The sequence below is a fragment of the Pedobacter frigiditerrae genome (assembly GCF_004331645.1).
Lineage (GTDB): Bacteria > Bacteroidota > Bacteroidia > Sphingobacteriales > Sphingobacteriaceae > Pedobacter > Pedobacter frigiditerrae.
On sequence record NZ_SJSK01000004.1, the window covers coordinates 314,228 to 330,272 of the forward strand.

Below are 16,045 nucleotides of genomic sequence, written 5' to 3' on the forward strand. Positions count from 1 at the left end.
TTACACGTAGACTATTGCATCTTTTATGAATATTGTTTAATATTGATTACACACAAATTAAATCGATATGAAAATTAAATTCCTTATCATGGCTACGCTATGTGCCATCGGATTTGTAACACATGCGCAAATCCAAAAAGGCTTAACAATTGGTGGCTTAAGTTTAAGCTTTGGCACTACAGACCAAAATTCAAATGCCACGAGGTTAAATTCCTTTGCCATTAATCCCCGAATTGGATATTTTATAAACAATAACCTTTCACTTGGAATGGAGTTTAATTATAACATATCAAAACTTAATGGAGAATTTTATGATTATTTTGACACCAACACAAATTCAATACAAAGTAGCTTTGGTTTCAAAGAAGAGAATTTTGGGCTATCTCCATTTGCTCGATATTACATCCATATTAAAGAAAACTTTAAATTTTTCGGCCAGGCTAATTTAACTTTTCAAATTAACAGCTATAAAAACATAGATGATACTGGGTATTTATATAGAACTGATTATACCTTTAAAGGTTTTGGAGCAAGCTTGAGCCCAGGCTTTGCATTTTTGCCATCTAGAAAGTGGGATATTGAGTTATCGTTTCCTTTAATTGGCTATTTTAACGAAAGAGGTACTAACCAAGATTATCATTTTAGAAGAACTAGGAACATACAACTAGTGCTTGATAATTTTACCCCAGCATTTGGTGTAAATTTTCACTTTTAAGCATTACTAAACTTCTATTATCAATTAGCTAATTAGCACATTTTGCTAATTAGCTAATATTTTACTTCATACTTTTCTCACGTATCGCTTTAAATTCACTTCCTTCTTTCCAGCTTGGAAAAGTTGTTTCGTTACTTAAGCGATAACCAACACTAAACAACAATCTTAAATCTTCTACCATACCAGAAAAATCCCATTTGGCAGGTTCAAAATTATCCGCTGGTGCGTGATAACGATTAGTTGTATAATCTTCTTTTTGAGCTTTACCCCAAGCTAAACCTTTGGCAACATTATCATCTCCAGTTTCTGTGTATAACGCTGGGATACCAACTTTCGCAAAATTAAAATGGTCTGACCTAAAGTAATATCCAGCCGATGGGTTTGAATCTTTAACCACAACCCTACCTTGTTTTTTAGCCGCTTCTACTAAATAATCTTCCAATTCAGATTGTCCAAAACCAACTGCAATAATGTCCTTGGTTTTTCCATTAGCTTGCATTGCATCTATATTGATATTTGCTACTGTTTTATTTACAGGAACCAAGGGATGAGACCCATAATATTCTGAGCCCAACAAGCCCTGCTCCTCTGCAGTTACAGATAAAAATAGTATTGAACGTTCTGGCAGTATCTTAGCTTTTTTAAAGGCTTCAGCTAATACTAATAAAGCCGCCGTCCCTGTTGCATTATCCACGGCACCGTTATAAATCGAATCGCCATTTACGGCTTCTCCTTTACCTAAATGATCCCAGTGTCCAGAATAAATGATATACTCATCAGCTCTTTTAGTTCCGGGTAATACAGCTGCCACATTGTGGGATATAGATTTTTTAATTGTGTTGTTAATGGTAGTTGATACATTTAATCCTAAATCAACAGCCTTAAAACCTTTTTTACCTGCTTGAAACATTAAATCAGCGGATTTACCTGCCATTCTAAACATCGCTTTTGCTACATCTTGTGTAATCCATCCCTCCATTAAAGCTCTCGATTTATTACCGTCAGCAGATTCTAGATATAACTTAGACTTAGACCACCCACTTCTAACCACTGCCCAAGGATAACTTGCTGCCTTATCTTCGTGAATGATAATGACGCCTGTTGCCCCTTGACGAGCTGCTTCTTCAAACTTATAAGTCCAACGCCCGTAATAAGTCATTGTTTTACCTTTAAACAAGGTTGAATCAGAAAACCCTGGATCATTTACCATTACCACTACGGTTTTTCCTTTTACATCTAAACCTTCGTAATCATTCCATTTATATTCTGGAGCAACAATTCCATATCCAGCGAAAACCATTTCAGAGTTTTCTACCTTTACTTGTTCGGTTACATGACGAGTTGCGCCAACAAAATCGTCTAAAAACTTCAAACTCTTAATACCAAGTCCTTTGGTTGTTTTAATGGTTAAATCACTTGGAGTAGATTTAATATCGACCATTGGTACATCTTGAAAATAACTTTCTCCATTACCAGGCTTTAGTCCTAGCTTCTTAAATTCTCCTTCTAAGTAATTGATAGTTTTGGTTTCGCCGTCAGTAAAGGGTTTTCTTCCTTCAAAATCATCTGATGCTAAAACGGCAATATGTTTTGAAAAAGCAGTGTCATTGATTGTTTTTAAGGCTATAGAATCTGCCACATCTGAACCTGATTGTGATGATTGACATGATGAAAAATAAACTGTTACAGCTAGCAAGCCTAATATTTTGCGATACATAAATTAGTGTTAGGTGAATAGTTGAAGTTAAAGAAATAAATTCATAAAAAAACCGCTGCCCTTGCAACGGTTCTATTATCGTTTTCAATACAAATCAACAATCTACTTGATATTAATGTTCGATTAGGCTTTTTTAGTAGTAGAAATATTTGGCAAAAATGCCGTTAACAAACCTATTAATGGTAAAAATGCACAAACATTATAAACGTAAGTGATACTAGTCGAATCGGCCAATTTACCTAATAAAGCCGAGCCAATTCCTCCCATACCAAAGGCAAAGCCGAAGAATAATCCTGCAACCAAACCTACCTTTCCAGGGATTAATTCTTGAGCATATACCAATATTGCCGAAAAAGCTGAAGCTAAAATTATTCCGATAGGAACAATTAAAACACCAGTCCAGAATAGATTAGCGTGTGGCAATAACAATGCAAATGGTGCAGTACCCAATATCGAAGCCCATATTACGTATTTACGTCCAATTTTATCACCAACTGGTCCTCCAATCAATGTTCCAGCTGCAACAGAGAAAAGAAATACAAATAAATAAACCTGCGAAGTTTGAACAGACACATGGAATTTCTGAATTAGATAAAAAGTGAAATAGCTGGTTAGGCTAGCCATATAAAAGTATTTCGAGAAAATCAAGATCAATAAAATTGAAATAGAGAAAATAACTCTTTTCTTACTTAAATTGTGTCCTAAAGTTTTGGCTTGGATTTTAACTCTTTCACTTAATCTTACTAAATAACCTTTGTACCAATTACCAACATAAGTTAAAACCAAGATAGCCAATAATGCAATTAAGGAGAACCAGACTACACTAAACTGACCATAAGGAACAATAATCCACGCAGCCAATAATGGTCCTAGTGAGCTTCCTGCATTACCACCCAATTGAAAAACAGATTGCGCCAAGCCCCTTTTTCCGCCAGATGCGGCATGAGCCATTCTTGAGGCTTCTGGATGAAAAATTGAAGAACCTGTTCCAATTAAAGCCACAGCAAACAAAATCATATAAAAATTAGAAGATTGAGATAGCGTAATTAATCCTATTAAGGTAAAACCCATCCCCGTAGCTAATGAAAATGGTTGTGGCTTTTTATCTGTATACAAACCAACAAATGGTTGAAACAATGAAGCCGCCATTTGAAAGGTGAAAGTGATTAAACCTATTTGCGTAAAGCTTAAATGATAGCTATTTTTTATGATTGGATAAATTGCAGGTATTAAAGATTGTATGGTATCATTTAATAGATGAGAAAAACTTAGGGCAAAAAGTATTGGAAAAACTGTTTGTTCAGCTAGTAATTTTGGAGATAGATTATTCATTTGCATTCGTTTATAGGGCAAATTTAGAAATTTAACTAAGTGAGAGAGTTTATGTTTCTACATAATTAAGTCAAATAAAAAAGGCTCCAACTTGGAGCCTTGATTAGTTTTTATTGTTTTCTTTCTATTTCTCTATCCATCTCTGTGATATTCACATTGGTTGATTGAGAAAAATCACCTAACAAATAATTATTAAAGTAATCTGCTAAACGCCAAAACATATATTCTGTCATATCGCCAAAACCGTGACGTTGACCAGGAACAATCATGTAATCGAATCTTTTACCTGCTTTAATTAAGGCACTTGCCACTCTAATTGAATTTGCTGGATTTACATTATTATCAATATCGCCATGCATTAATAACAAATGACCTTTTAGGTTTTTAGCTAAATCTGGATTTTTATCGATAGCATATTTGAAAGTAGTATCGCCTTTGGCAGAAACAATTTCTTTAACACCATGGTGTTTCTCGCTCCACCAACGGTTATAAATGCTATTATCATGATTACCAGCTGCAGAAACAGCAACTTTAAAGAAATCTGGATAAACAAGCAAAGCCGCTGTTGACATAAAACCACCACCAGAGTGACCAGTTATACCAACTTTATTTGCATCAATAAAAGAATATCTATCTGCTAATTGCTCAATGGCAGCTTTTTTATCAGCCAAACCATAATCACGTAAGTTTCCATAACCATAGGTATGGTACCATTTAGAACGAGCCGGATTACCACCTCTATTTCCAACTGTGATGACCACATAACCCAGTTGCGCTAAACGGTCAGTTCTATCCATACTTCTACCAAAAGATTTGTTTACCGCTTCGGTTTGTGGACCTGGATAAACGTACTCTATAATTGGATATTTTTTGGTTGGATCGAAATTGAATGGTTTATACATTACACCATAAATATCGGTAACGCCATCATCAGCTTTAACTTTAAACGGCTCTGGAAATTTATAACCCGCAGCCATTAACAATGATAAATCTGCAGTTTCTAAATCCATAACTTTATTACCTAAATTATCCAATAAAACTGATTTAGGTACAGTGTTAACACGAGAGAAATTATCAATAAAAAACTGCGCCTCATCGTTCATATTCACAGCATGGTCAAAATCTCCGCTGTTTAACAATTTCATACCTGTACCATCAAAATTAATGCGGTATAAATGCATAAAATATGGGTCTTCCTTACCTTCACGACCATTCGCAGTAAAATATAACACCCTATTTTTTTGATCTATTTGAACAATGCTTTCGCAATGGAAAGAACCAGAGGTGATTTGATTTTTTAATTTCCCCGCACCATCAAATAAATAGAAATGTCCCCAACCATCACGCTCACTCCAATGGATAATTTCTTGTCCGCCGTTTATTAATCCCGGTCTTTGAACTTCTACATAAGTATTAAAACGTTCATCGATAATTTGAGTTACAACACCAGTATTTATGTTAATGGTGCAAATATCAACACGTTTTAAGTCTCTACTAGTACGAGAAAAATAAAATTTTTCATCATCACCTAACCAAATAGATGGGCGAAACTCATTATCTCTATCCTTGTTTAAATTTTCCTTTCCCCAGGTAGAAATGCTTTGATCTTTAAAAGCAGTAGTATTTATTGTTTTTTGAGTTTTTGCTGCAAAATTAAACAGTACAAATTCATCAATTGGAGATTCTTTTTCTCCAGGCATTTGATATTTATAAGTTTCTAAGGTTGGTCTACCAGCAGAAACACTATTAATAACCCAAAGGTCTTTTACCTTCCTAGAATCTGTTCTATCTAAAACAAAGTATTTCGAATTTGGCGACCATAGTACGTAAGCTCCTCTCCTCTTTTTATCGTTTTTAACAACCTCTTCATTATTTTCTCCATCACCATCGCTACCGTAAGAGTAAAATTTAACCCCATCTTTTGTTAACTGATGTTCTACAATTGTACTGTCTTCTTCATTTTTCACAGCTTTTTTGTAGTTTTCTTTATCCATCCAGTACAAGTTGTAATTACGAGAAAAAATTACGGCCGAAGAATCTGGGGCTACTGAACCCCAATTTGGTTTCGCTTTTGGTTTTTCGTAATTCTTAACTTCTGTAAGTTTGTTTGAAGCCAATTCGTAATTAAAGAAAAAGATTTTCTTCTGTAATGAATCTGCAGCTTTTTTATCCTTCCTGTCTTTTTTCACTTCATCAATTGTACTTTTAATTTCGAAATTGATGCTCTTTTCATCTTTTGCAAACTTTAAGTTTTCAATTGGCAAATGCTGTGCATCAAAAGGGTCACGAATAATCATTGTTATTTTTGAAGCTAATTCTTCGCTATTAAAAAGTAGTTTTTTACTCTTTGCAACGGGTTCAACTATATACCATTGTTTGCCATTTGGAGTTTCATACTGATACCAAAATCTATTGGTTAATTTTAACCAATGTGGATCAACAGCTGTTGAGTAAATGATTTTCCTGAGTTTAGTTGGCGAATAACGAGCTGCAGCTTGGTAATTTGCTTTTTCTGGAGCTTGTATAGTTTCTGTTAATGAAATTGTTTTTGTTTGTGCAAAGGCCTGAGTGCCAATTATTGAAACAAAAGTTAAGAGAAAGTAGAATTTCTTCATTGATGATTGTTGTTGGTAAAATAAAAGGCCTAATTTATTTAAAATGTGTGTTTAACAATCAATTTTATTGTAATAAAAGAGATAGCAAAGTTTGAAACTATTTAAACATTTAAGATTTTATCAACAGTGTTGAAATTTATATCTTAAATCTATATCGATTTTATAGTTTTGCGGTATATACTGTACTTATGAAAATGAATTTTTTATCAATCATTGCAGCCGCACTAATTTTAGTAGCTGGCTGTCAATCTAAATCGCAATCTACTGCAGAAGAAACTGCAAAAGACGGCACCACAACAGCAGTTGAAGCAAATGGCACAACTGAAAAAGTTGATGTTTCTAAAATAAAAGTTGCCGATGCTAAAACAATTTTAGAGCGTAAACAAGTTCCAATTTTATGTTACCACCAAGTACGTAACTGGAAAGCAACCGATGGTAAAGTGGGTAAGGATTACATTGTAGAAATTCAAAATTTTAAAGATCAAATGAAGATGTTGGCTGATAGCGGATACCATACCATTTTACCAGATCAACTTTATGCTTATTTAAATACTGGTGCTAAATTACCTTCTAAGCCAATTATGTTAACCTTTGATGATACTGATTTAGATCAGTTTACCATTGTAAATCCGACATTGAAAAAGTTAGGCTACAAAGCTGTTTATTTTATCATGACGGTTTCAATTGGTAAAAAAGGTAAGTTTGTAGATTATATGTCTTCAGACCAGATTAAGCAATTAGCTGATGAAGGTAACGTAATTGGAAGTCACACTTACGACCATAAAAACTTCAAAAAATATGCTGGTAAAGATTGGGAAGAGCAATTAGACAAACCAACAAAAAGGTTAGAAGAAATTACTGGAAAGAAAATGACAGAATTTGCTTATCCATTTGGTTTATGGAATGCAGAAGGAATTCCTGAGTTGAAAAAACGTGGTTTCAGAATGGCTTATCAGTTATCTACAAAGCGTGATGAGAAAGATCCATTATTCACTATCAGAAGAATTATTGCTAGTGGGTATTGGAGCCCTAAGACGTTGAGCAATAGCATTAAGAATAGTTTTTAATCCAGGAAAGGGGAAATAGATCAGTTCTATTTCCCCTTTTGCTTTTATACCTATTCCCTATTTTCCCTTCTTTTTACAATTTAAGCCACCTCTTTTATTTGGTATTTTTTGCCATTAAAATCAAACGAAGCGCCTTTTTCTTTTCCCAATAATAATTTACCAATTGGTGAAACAGCAGAAATAGCAAAAACCGTGTCTTTGCCAAGCTGTAGTTGTCCGGCACTAATGCTCAAGTAAAAATTGCCCTGGCTAGTGTAAACTAAACTTCCATTTCTTGCTGATTCGGAAAATGGCGCATCCTTAAGGGAAGCCAGAACTCGCTGATTTTCCTCAGCGTCTATTAACAATCTTTTATTTCTATCAATATCTTGCTGCATCATTTCTCGACTGGTCTCGTACTTATCTCCAGCGCTACTTTTTGTGTCATCATTACTTGCTTCACGAGCTTGTTTCAAAGCGGTTTCAGCTGTATTTATTCTTTCTTCAATAAATTTTAAACAAAGTTGATATAGGGAATCTTTGATTTCTTGCATAGTTTATTTGGTTTGTGCTATTTTAAATATATTAAATTTTAACTAGCAATACCAATGGTTTTAAATTATTGTTAAATTGTGTGATTGCTAACTGAACATTGAGAACTGAAAACTACTTTTCAAGCCACTTCACTTTTTCTGCAATTGGTGTTCTATTTGCATCTCTAGATAATTCTTCGTGATAACCCATATAAAAAAGTCCAAAACACTTTTCATTTTCACCTAGGCCAAGGAAATCTCCCAAGTTATCAATTAATGGTGGAGAGCTCCAATAAGCACCAACATTTAAGGCTTCTGCAGTTAATGCCATATTCTGAACGGCGCAGCCAACCGCAGCAATTTCTTCCCAAGCTGGTAGTTCATTTGGGTGAAATTGAATGTTTATCGCTAAAATGCAATCTGCCTGATTAGTTTTTTCTGAAAAGCTATTATATTTTTTCTGCAAAAATTGATGTGTAGGAATAGTGTTTTTATATAAATCACCTAGTGTTACTCCTAATCTAGCCTTTGCCTCCCTTCTAATGACAACAAATCTCCAGGGTTGGGTTAATTTATGCGTTGGTGCATAATTAGCGCTTTCTAATATCTGTTCAATTACAGCAACTGGGATTTCCTTTTGAATATAACTTATAGGAAAAATACTTCTCCTACTTTTTATAATGTTTGATAAAACTTCGTAATTACTCATAATCAAAAATAGAAGTTTAGATGTTTTGAATTGTTTAGTTGCTGTAATAAGTCTAAAAATTTTATACTAAATACTTTCTAACTGCTTTCTTATCTGTTTAACTTTTGAATAAAATCCAACACTCTCTTTATCTACCAAATAATCCATTGTTTGTATTAACTCATCTTTAATCCAACTATGCTTTGAATTTAAATTGGCTAAGATATTTAAGCAATGAGACTTAATGGCTACTGTAATTTTCTCATCAATTAACCAACTAAAAACGATTTCCACTAGTTTTTCGGTATCATATTTCCGAATCAATTCTTTTATAACTAGAGGTGCTTTTCTATCTGTCATTAACGCTAAAATTTTCCCATAATGCCTGCGACAAGAAAGATTATTTTGAGATGAAAACACACTTAAAAAATATGTTGATTGTGGCATAAACCTTTCTAAATTCTTGATATAGACATTTTCTAAAATCCAAGCAGCCCTAAAAGCAATCTGTTCATTTTTATGAAATGAAATCTCTATCAAATCCTTTACTTCAAATAATATATTACTTGAAGATGAGGAAAATCTACCTATCTCTTTTTTATTCAGTGTTTTACTCAACTCAACTATAATTTTAGTTTTTTCCATAAAAACTTGTTGCAAAAAATTTTAATACTTATCTTTAAGTGAAATTAACATTAAACAATTTATTATGAAAGCTATTGCATTTCCAATAATGATCACTGGTGCTTTAATCGCCGCAATTATCAATCCTGGAGAGCTTGTACAAAAAACAAAAGTTCTCGCTGATAACTCTAGAGTAACCTATAATGTAAACGATAAGAATAAACTAGATGGGGCTTATTTTGTTGAAAACACTCAAAGAAACGTATGGCTTAGAGGAACCTACAAAGAGGAAAAAAAATCAGGCAACTGGTATGCTTTTAATAGTGATAAAACAGTGTTCATGAGATATAACTACGACTTAAAAAAAATGTTGTATCTTGATACAGTTGCCATAAAAAAGGCCGAAATTTCGATAACAGATAAAAATGATGAAGCTGCCAAAAATGCCTCTGCACCGCTACCTGTATGTTCAATTGATCAATATCTTTCTATTCTAGGACAAGCTGCTAAGGTTGGATACCCAAAAGAAAATCTTGTATATAACCAACCAATCGATATAACAATTGTTGCAAAAATTAAATCTTCTAAGGATGTAAGTTATGCTGTTAATTATACAATAAAAGGAGTGTTATACGCTTACACAATTAACAACCGAGACATAGACCTAAATATAGATTGGATCCCTTCTACCTATAACGGCAAAGAGGTAGAAGCTGAGTTTAAAGTACCTACTAAAATTATTTTTAATGAAAACGGTAGTGGCATGAAACGATTTGTTTGGAATTATTAATCAAACGCTAAATTATAAAAGCAATCTTCGGATTGCTTTTTTTTTGATCGTATTTTTTATAAAAACCATTATTTTCCTTTAGTAAGCCTGATTGTAGCTTACAAACAGACGAAGGAACGAGGGCCAAAGTAAAGCGAAAAGCAGAACTGATTTTCGCTTTAAAAACCGCGACCCTTTTTCAAAAACCATTTACTCCCCCTCTTTAAACCCTCAACCTTTTTAACTACCTTTGCATTTTATTTCAGAACAATATGATTTCAGTATCAAACCTATCCCTTCGTTATGGCAAACGCACTCTTTTCGAAGATGTTAACGTTAAATTTACCCAAGGCAATTGCTACGGCGTAATTGGTGCTAATGGCGCAGGTAAATCTACCTTCCTAAAAATTTTAAGTGGAGAAGTTAATCAAACTTCTGGCTCTGTGGCCTTTACTCCTGGTGAGCGCATGGCCGTCTTAAAGCAAAACCACTATGAGTTTGATGAATTTTCGGTTCTTGAAACGGTAATGATAGGACACAAGGAATTGTATGATATCATGAAAGAAAAGGATGCCATTTATTTAAAGGAAGATTTTACCGATAAAGATGGTGAGCGTGCAGGTGAATTAGAAAATATTTTCGCCGAAAAAGATGGCTGGAATATGGAAAGTAATGCAGCAACTTTATTAAGTAATTTAGGTATTAAAGAGGAGCATCATTACAAACAATTAAAAGAATTAGATGGTAACCAAAAAGTACGTGTCTTATTGGCACAGGCTTTATTTGGTAATCCTGATATTTTATTACTGGATGAGCCTACCAACGATTTGGATATTGATACCATTGCTTGGCTAGAAGATTTTTTGGCAGATTATCAAGCTATTGTTTTAGTTGTAAGTCACGATAGGCACTTTTTAGATGCTGTTTGCACACACATTGTGGATATAGATTTCAGCAAATTAAATGTTTACACTGGTAACTATACTTTCTGGTACGAATCAAGTCAATTAGCATTAAAGCAACGCAGCGACCAAAATAAAAAGACTGAAGAAAAAGTTAAGGAATTACAAGAGTTTATTAGGCGTTTTAGTGCAAATGCCTCTAAATCTAAGCAGGCAACATCACGTAAAAAAGCTTTAGATAAAATCGACATCTCTGAAATTAAAGCATCCAGTAGAAAATATCCGGCTATCTTATTCAACAATTTAGCAAGAGAAGCGGGCGATCAGATTTTACAGGTTGAGGGTTTAAGTAAAACTGCGCACGGCGAGGTTTTATTTAAAGATGTAAACTTCATGGTAAACAAAGGCGATAAGATTGTAATTCTTTCTCAAAATAGTTTAGCCACAAGTGCATTCTATGATATTTTAGCAGGAAGAGACACGGATTATAAAGGTGATTTTAAATTTGGTGTAACTATTAGCAAGGCTGATATTCCAAATGATAACTCTGCTTATTTTGAAGGAAAAGACGAGAACTTGGTAGATTGGTTACGTGAGTATTCTGGAACTGATGCTGATGAGCAATTTGTAAGAAGCTTTTTAGGCAGAATGCTTTTCTCTGGAGACGAAGTTTTGAAAAACGTAAAAGTGCTTTCAGGAGGTGAGAAAATGCGTTGCATGTTCTCAAGAATGATGCTACAGTTGGCTAACTTGTTAATGTTTGATGAGCCAACCAATCACTTGGATTTGGAATCTATAACTGCTTTAAACAACGGAATGAAAGATTTTAACGGAACGATTTTGTTTACTTCTCGAGATCATGCCTTAACTGAATCTGTTGCAACAAGAGTTATCGAGTTAACGCCAAAAGGAAGCATTGATAGAATGATGACTTATGATGATTATATCAACAATGAAGATGTGGCTAGGTTAAGAGAAGAGATGTATAAATAGTTAATTTTTAGCTTTATTATTTAAAAATTTAACTCGTAATTAAGTTTTAAAAGGAGTTTTGAACATGTTTCAAAACTCCTTTTTATTTTAGTTATATTTATTTTGACAGTTAAATTCATCTACCAATGAGTACCCCAAAACCATATCCTACCGAAGAAGATTTCCCAATCATTTCTAACGTAAATGAGATAGATTACTCGGCTACTTATAGCTATGCAAATTATATGCGTTTTACTTTTGATGAGCGAATGGAAATCATAAAGGGTCATATCTTTAAAATGAGTGCTCCAAATAGGTATCATCAAAAAACATTTGGAATTATTTTTAATAGACTTTATAATTTTTTAGAAGGAGATAAATGTGAAGTTTATGGTGCACCCTTTGATGTTCGCTTGCCTAAAAAAAGTAAGGAGGATAAGGATATTTTTACAGTTGTACAACCTGATGTTGTAGTAGTTTGTGACCAAAGTAAATTAGATAAACGTGGCTGCATAGGCGCTCCTGATATTGTTGTCGAAATTTTATCGCCTGGTAACAACAAAAAAGAATTGCAAAACAAATATGAAGTTTACGAAGAAGCTGGTGTAAAGGAATATTGGATTGTTAGCATTAGTGATGAAACATTCTTTAAATATGTTCTAAATGAAGAAGGAAAATTTATGCCCACAAGATTGTTAACTGTTGGAGATAAAGTAACTACTCTTATTTTACCTGGCTTTGTTTTAGATTTAGAACAAGTGTTTAAGAATTAATTTTTTCAAAACTCTTTTGTAATTTACAACATTCTGTTACTTGCTATTCTAAAATGAAAAAAACGCTCTTCACCTTTATCTTTATTTTACTTTGTTTTATTGTCAACGCCCAAAAAAGTGATTCTACACATACACATTATGCTTTTTACAGAGGATTTTCTACACATGAAACCGAACTCAAATCTAAAAGAGGCATCTTAAATGGAGAGTATATCATTTATAATGGGAGAAAAAACATAGGAGCTATCGGCAACTACAAAAATGATGAAAGAGTGGGAAGATGGGTATTTTATTCTCAAAAAGACTCTATAGACCAAATCTACAATTATACCACCAAAATATTAGTATTTAATAGACCAGACAAACGTATTAGATTTCATATAGATTCTTTAAAGGATGGAGATAGAGTGGTTTATCCTGCAAAGATCATGGGATATTTAGGATTATTTCTATTAACCAGAAATTACACACCACCTTTTGAAATACAAAAAAAGGTAGGTGAATTTAATTTATATTTTATTTTCACCCTCGATAAAGATGGAAAATTAATCAAATACGAAACTAAAGTAGCTTCTTTAAATTTTAATAAAGTAGAGGCAGTTAATTTAAAGAAATTAAAACCTGAAGATTTTGATTTTAGCCCAGCCAGGGTAAATGGTAAAAATGTTGCCAGCGTTATGATTTTTGAGAGCACATTAGGAGTAAACCTTAATCATTAAGTTTTTAATCATCCATTTTCTCAGCATACTTCTTAAGCTTGTTACCTCTGTATTTTCTATTTTTCACATGATCATACCAACCATAATACCTATAAGCCAATAAAGCTACCAGTAAAGGAATACTTGCAACAAGAATTATGGCTTCTATCTTCATTAGTTTAATATTGATATTTAAATTTACACATTTCCTTTAATTAATCGCAGTAGCAAATACTTTACAAGCTTAAACTCTGCTATTAAATTGTATCTGTTATTTTTGTAACAGAAAATGAGTTTTATAAAACCATATGATTTCACTAAAATCTGTAGTACACAGTTATAAAGACACAAAACCAATTAGTTTTAAGGATTGGCAAATTAACAACGGTGAGCAATGGTTGCTACTGGGTGAATCTGGGAGTGGAAAAACTACATTATTACACATTCTAACTGGAATCTTAAAACCAAAACAGGGAGAAGTTAATATTAACCAGACTTCTATCTACAGTTTATCTAGCAAAAATCTAGATCAATTTAGGGGACGCAACATCGGAATTATCTTTCAACGCCCGCACTTGATAAAAAGCTTGACCATTGCAGAAAATTTACTTTTAGTACAAAGCTTCGCCAAACTTCCTGAAGACCATAAACGTATTGATGAAGTTTTAAATTCTTTAGACATTATCCATAAAAAAGATGCTTATCCTTCTACTTTAAGTCAAGGTCAACTGCAACGAGTTTCTATAGCGAGAGCAGTAATTAATAAGCCTGCCTTATTAATTGCAGATGAGCCAACATCTAGTTTGGATGATAAAAATGCAACAGCAGTACTGGAATTATTAATGGAACAGTCTGGTTTAAATCAGGCTACATTAATTGTGGCAACCCATGACAAAAGAGTTAAAGATGCATTTACCCACACTTACAGTTTAGCATGAGCCCATTTAAGATAAGCTGGAAAAGCATATGGTCTAAACCATTATCGTCTGGATTAAATATTATGTTGATTGCCTTTGGAACAGGTATTTTAACGATTTTGTTATTAGCCTCAACTCAAATAGAAGAGAAATTAAACAACAACTCTAAAGACATAGATTTAGTTGTTGGTGCTAAAGGCAGTCCGCTACAATTAATATTAAGCAGCATTTATTATATCGATTTTCCTACTGGGAACATCCCTCTAAAAGATGCGAATGAATTATCCCATAATCCTTTTGTAAAACGAGCAACTCCCCTAGCCTTAGGCGACAATTACAATGGCGTTCGTATTGTTGGTACAGATAGTAATTTCATCAGCCTTTATGGCTTAAAATTACAAAGTGGTAAATTTTGGAATGCAGATTTAGAAGCCACAATAGGTACAAACGTTGCTAAAGAACAAAACTTAAAAGTTGGCGATACTTTTTTTGGCGCTCATGGACTAACCGAAAACAAAGATTTACATAAAGACCATGCCTATAAAGTTGCTGGTATTTTAGCCCCGCAAGGAAATGTAACTGATAACTTGATTTTAACCAATATTGCTAGCGTTTGGAAAATGCACGAAGAGGATGTGATGGAAGATGGAAAAGGTAAAATGGAAGATGGCACCGGGAATAGAGAAATCACATCCTTATTAATCCAATATCGTTCTCCAATGTCTGTAGTCATGTTCCCAAGAATGGTTAATCAAGGCACAAATTTACAATCAGCATCACCAGCGATGGAAAGTACAAGACTATTTTCTTTAATAGGTGTTGGTGTTGATACCTTACAATGGTTTGCCATATTAATTATGCTAATTGCAGCTATCAGCGTTTTTGTAAACCTATACAATTCGCTAAAAGAGAGAAGTTACGATTTAGCCATAATGAGAACGCTTGGCGCTTCAAGAACCAAGCTTTTTGTAATTATAATTCTAGAAGGACTAATCTTAACCATTGCCGGGACAATTGTTGGAGTTGCACTTGGGCATATGGCTTTGGAACTGATTGCTCATTATCAGGAAAGTAGTCAGGCGAAATTAACTGGTATGGTTTTTATTACTTCTGAAGTTTATTTATTGCTTGCTGGTTTAGCTATTGGTATATTTGCATCAATTATCCCTGCAATGCAGGCTTATCGCTCTAATATTTCTAAAATACTTGCTAAAAATTAATATAATGAAGAAACTGAGTTTTATATTTTTATTATTTATCGGCTTTGCTTTTTCTGCCAAAGCACAACATGATCCAAGCGACCAAATTTTATCTGCCAATTGGGACGTAATTGGAAGTGTAGATTTTAAAACCGTAAAGGACACTGAAATGTATGCTATTTTTGGCCCTGAGATTAAAAAGTATGCTAATAAACCTTTTGAATTAGAAGGTTATATCGTTCCAATTAAAGACGGAATGAAACAGACTAAATTCATGCTTTCTACTTTACCAATCAACCAATGTTTCTTTTGTGGTAAAAACGGCATTCCAGTTATGGTAATGGTTGAATTAACTGAACCTATAAAATTTACTTATCAAACCGTTAAAATTAAAGGAAACTTAAAGTTAAGCACTGCAAATTCTATGGATGTGCCACCAATTAGCTTAACCGCAGCTAAAGCACTTTAAATTTTAACACAAACCTAATTTATTTTGTCATTGCGAGTTTCGAGGAATCTATGACAAGAATTTAATTAGCTAGATT

Annotated in this window: 16 protein-coding genes; 9 read left to right on the forward strand and 7 right to left on the reverse strand. The window is 33.5% G+C overall.

Annotation, left to right across the window (positions count from 1 at the left end; all coding sequences use genetic code 11):
- The first annotated feature begins 67 nt into the window (after positions 1-67).
- On the forward strand, positions 68-715 hold the full coding sequence (locus EZ428_RS16505) for an outer membrane beta-barrel protein (protein WP_131554288.1): 648 nt from the start codon (positions 68-70) through the stop codon (positions 713-715).
- Between the two features lie 61 nt (positions 716-776).
- On the opposite strand, the gene EZ428_RS16510 is transcribed toward EZ428_RS16505, so the two are convergent.
- The 3 genes from EZ428_RS16510 to EZ428_RS16520 form a co-directional block, all read right to left on the reverse strand.
- Positions 777-2,432, reverse strand: a complete 1,656-nt coding sequence (locus EZ428_RS16510; RefSeq protein WP_131554289.1) for a M28 family metallopeptidase — start codon at positions 2,430-2,432, stop codon at positions 777-779.
- Between the two features lie 123 nt (positions 2,433-2,555).
- Entirely contained in the window at positions 2,556-3,764 is a 1,209-nt protein-coding gene (locus EZ428_RS16515) for an MFS transporter (RefSeq protein ID WP_131554290.1), read from the reverse strand.
- Between the two features lie 110 nt (positions 3,765-3,874).
- Positions 3,875-6,379, reverse strand: coding sequence for a S9 family peptidase (locus EZ428_RS16520; RefSeq protein WP_131554291.1), 2,505 nt, complete (start codon positions 6,377-6,379; stop codon positions 3,875-3,877).
- Positions 6,380-6,567: 188 nt separating this feature from the next.
- On the opposite strand from EZ428_RS16520, the gene EZ428_RS16525 reads away from it, so the two are divergent.
- A complete protein-coding gene (locus EZ428_RS16525) occupies positions 6,568-7,446 on the forward strand; it encodes a polysaccharide deacetylase family protein (RefSeq protein WP_131554292.1) in 879 nt (292 codons plus the stop codon).
- Positions 7,447-7,526: 80 nt separating this feature from the next.
- Here the strand turns inward: EZ428_RS16525 and EZ428_RS16530 are convergent, their stop codons facing one another.
- The 3 genes from EZ428_RS16530 to EZ428_RS16540 all read right to left on the reverse strand — a co-directional run bounded on the left by EZ428_RS16530 (position 7,527) and on the right by EZ428_RS16540 (position 9,291).
- Positions 7,527-7,979, reverse strand: coding sequence for a 3-oxoacyl-ACP synthase (locus tag EZ428_RS16530; protein ID WP_131554293.1), 453 nt, complete (start codon positions 7,977-7,979; stop codon positions 7,527-7,529).
- 112 nt (positions 7,980-8,091) lie between these two features.
- Entirely contained in the window at positions 8,092-8,667 is a 576-nt protein-coding gene (locus EZ428_RS16535; RefSeq protein ID WP_131554294.1) for a nitroreductase family protein, read from the reverse strand.
- 66 nt (positions 8,668-8,733) lie between these two features.
- Positions 8,734-9,291 (reverse strand): hypothetical protein, encoded by a 558-nt coding sequence (locus EZ428_RS16540; RefSeq protein WP_131554295.1) that lies wholly within the window; start codon positions 9,289-9,291, stop codon positions 8,734-8,736.
- A 64-nt stretch (positions 9,292-9,355) separates the two neighbouring features.
- Here EZ428_RS16540 and EZ428_RS16545 point away from each other — a divergent pair, with 64 nt between their 5' ends.
- The 4 genes from EZ428_RS16545 to EZ428_RS16560 all read left to right on the forward strand — a co-directional run bounded on the left by EZ428_RS16545 (position 9,356) and on the right by EZ428_RS16560 (position 13,405).
- Positions 9,356-10,060 carry a hypothetical protein gene (locus tag EZ428_RS16545; RefSeq protein ID WP_131554296.1) on the forward strand — a complete coding sequence of 235 codons (705 nt, stop codon included), beginning with the start codon at positions 9,356-9,358 and terminating at the stop codon, positions 10,058-10,060.
- 251 nt (positions 10,061-10,311) lie between these two features.
- Positions 10,312-11,934 carry an ABC-F family ATP-binding cassette domain-containing protein gene (locus EZ428_RS16550; protein ID WP_131554297.1) on the forward strand — a complete coding sequence of 541 codons (1,623 nt, stop codon included), beginning with the start codon at positions 10,312-10,314 and terminating at the stop codon, positions 11,932-11,934.
- 125 nt (positions 11,935-12,059) lie between these two features.
- Positions 12,060-12,686: a Uma2 family endonuclease gene (locus EZ428_RS16555; RefSeq protein ID WP_131554298.1), complete on the forward strand. Its 627-nt coding sequence runs from the start codon at positions 12,060-12,062 to the stop codon at positions 12,684-12,686.
- Positions 12,687-12,739: 53 nt separating this feature from the next.
- Positions 12,740-13,405: a hypothetical protein gene (locus tag EZ428_RS16560; protein WP_131554299.1), complete on the forward strand. Its 666-nt coding sequence runs from the start codon at positions 12,740-12,742 to the stop codon at positions 13,403-13,405.
- A 4-nt stretch (positions 13,406-13,409) separates the two neighbouring features.
- Here EZ428_RS16560 and EZ428_RS24015 read toward each other — a convergent pair whose 3' ends face one another.
- Positions 13,410-13,559 (reverse strand): hypothetical protein, encoded by a 150-nt coding sequence (locus tag EZ428_RS24015; RefSeq protein ID WP_165501803.1) that lies wholly within the window; start codon positions 13,557-13,559, stop codon positions 13,410-13,412.
- A gap of 133 nt (positions 13,560-13,692) precedes the next feature.
- Here EZ428_RS24015 and EZ428_RS16565 point away from each other — a divergent pair, with 133 nt between their 5' ends.
- From EZ428_RS16565 to EZ428_RS16575, 3 genes are read left to right on the forward strand one after another with little or no spacing between them, the layout of a single operon-like run.
- Entirely contained in the window at positions 13,693-14,322 is a 630-nt protein-coding gene (locus tag EZ428_RS16565; RefSeq protein WP_131554300.1) for an ABC transporter ATP-binding protein, read from the forward strand.
- Positions 14,319-15,521, forward strand: a complete 1,203-nt coding sequence (locus EZ428_RS16570; protein WP_131554301.1) for an ABC transporter permease — start codon at positions 14,319-14,321, stop codon at positions 15,519-15,521. The genes EZ428_RS16565 and EZ428_RS16570 overlap by 4 nt, the downstream gene beginning before the upstream one ends.
- A gap of 4 nt (positions 15,522-15,525) precedes the next feature.
- Positions 15,526-15,969: a hypothetical protein gene (locus tag EZ428_RS16575; protein ID WP_131554302.1), complete on the forward strand. Its 444-nt coding sequence runs from the start codon at positions 15,526-15,528 to the stop codon at positions 15,967-15,969.
- The last annotated feature ends 76 nt before the right edge of the window (positions 15,970-16,045 follow it).

Coding starts and splice junctions, on each gene's coding strand:
- EZ428_RS16505 (WP_131554288.1), top strand. CDS start 68: ATGAAAATTAAATTCCTTATCATGGCTACGCTATGTGCCATCGGATTT.
- EZ428_RS16510 (WP_131554289.1), bottom strand. CDS start 2,432: ATGTATCGCAAAATATTAGGCTTGCTAGCTGTAACAGTTTATTTTTCA.
- EZ428_RS16515 (WP_131554290.1), bottom strand. CDS start 3,764: ATGAATAATCTATCTCCAAAATTACTAGCTGAACAAACAGTTTTTCCA.
- EZ428_RS16520 (WP_131554291.1), bottom strand. CDS start 6,379: ATGAAGAAATTCTACTTTCTCTTAACTTTTGTTTCAATAATTGGCACT.
- EZ428_RS16525 (WP_131554292.1), top strand. CDS start 6,568: ATGAAAATGAATTTTTTATCAATCATTGCAGCCGCACTAATTTTAGTA.
- EZ428_RS16530 (WP_131554293.1), bottom strand. CDS start 7,979: ATGCAAGAAATCAAAGATTCCCTATATCAACTTTGTTTAAAATTTATT.
- EZ428_RS16535 (WP_131554294.1), bottom strand. CDS start 8,667: ATGAGTAATTACGAAGTTTTATCAAACATTATAAAAAGTAGGAGAAGT.
- EZ428_RS16540 (WP_131554295.1), bottom strand. CDS start 9,291: ATGGAAAAAACTAAAATTATAGTTGAGTTGAGTAAAACACTGAATAAA.
- EZ428_RS16545 (WP_131554296.1), top strand. CDS start 9,356: ATGAAAGCTATTGCATTTCCAATAATGATCACTGGTGCTTTAATCGCC.
- EZ428_RS16550 (WP_131554297.1), top strand. CDS start 10,312: ATGATTTCAGTATCAAACCTATCCCTTCGTTATGGCAAACGCACTCTT.
- EZ428_RS16555 (WP_131554298.1), top strand. CDS start 12,060: ATGAGTACCCCAAAACCATATCCTACCGAAGAAGATTTCCCAATCATT.
- EZ428_RS16560 (WP_131554299.1), top strand. CDS start 12,740: ATGAAAAAAACGCTCTTCACCTTTATCTTTATTTTACTTTGTTTTATT.
- EZ428_RS24015 (WP_165501803.1), bottom strand. CDS start 13,559: ATGAAGATAGAAGCCATAATTCTTGTTGCAAGTATTCCTTTACTGGTA.
- EZ428_RS16565 (WP_131554300.1), top strand. CDS start 13,693: ATGATTTCACTAAAATCTGTAGTACACAGTTATAAAGACACAAAACCA.
- EZ428_RS16570 (WP_131554301.1), top strand. CDS start 14,319: ATGAGCCCATTTAAGATAAGCTGGAAAAGCATATGGTCTAAACCATTA.
- EZ428_RS16575 (WP_131554302.1), top strand. CDS start 15,526: ATGAAGAAACTGAGTTTTATATTTTTATTATTTATCGGCTTTGCTTTT.